We start from the raw sequence: 393 nt of genomic DNA, 5'->3' as shown, positions 1-393 counted from the left end.
GCCACCCCCGCCGGACCCGTCACCCCCGCCGCCCCCCGGCTCGGCGACCAGCACCAGGTGCGGTCGGCCGAGGTCGACACCCAGCCGGCGCCCCCGCGCGGTCAGCCCGGCCGGATCCCGGTCGGGAGCGGTGAGCAGATCGGCCAGCAGCTCGCCGCGGACCCGGTTCTCCGTCTCGGCGACCGACCGCCGCAGCAGCAGGAGCAGCGCGGTCACCACGCCGGCCCGTTCGAACAGCCGGCGGTCGGCGTCGTCGAGGTCCGGCCGGCCGCGCAGCACCAGCGTGCCGAGCTGCTCCTGCCCGGCCAGCACCGCGCACACCCAGGCCCCGCCGTGGCGCACCGCGCGCCCCTCGGCCCGGGACGCCGCCGCCGCCGCCTCGGCCGGCCCGGC

The 393-nt window shown here is 81.2% G+C and carries 1 pseudogene; it reads right to left on the bottom strand.

The annotated features are described in order from the left end of the window. Positions 1-393 (bottom strand): annotated as a pseudogene (locus VR45_RS40035) (diguanylate phosphodiesterase); the annotation flags it as partial.

The organism is Streptomyces sp. NRRL S-495, assembly GCF_000966955.1.
Classification (GTDB): domain Bacteria; phylum Actinomycetota; class Actinomycetes; order Streptomycetales; family Streptomycetaceae; genus Kitasatospora; species Kitasatospora purpeofusca.
Note: the sequence above shows the minus strand (reverse complement) of the source record. Positions and strands in the feature narration are given on the sequence as shown.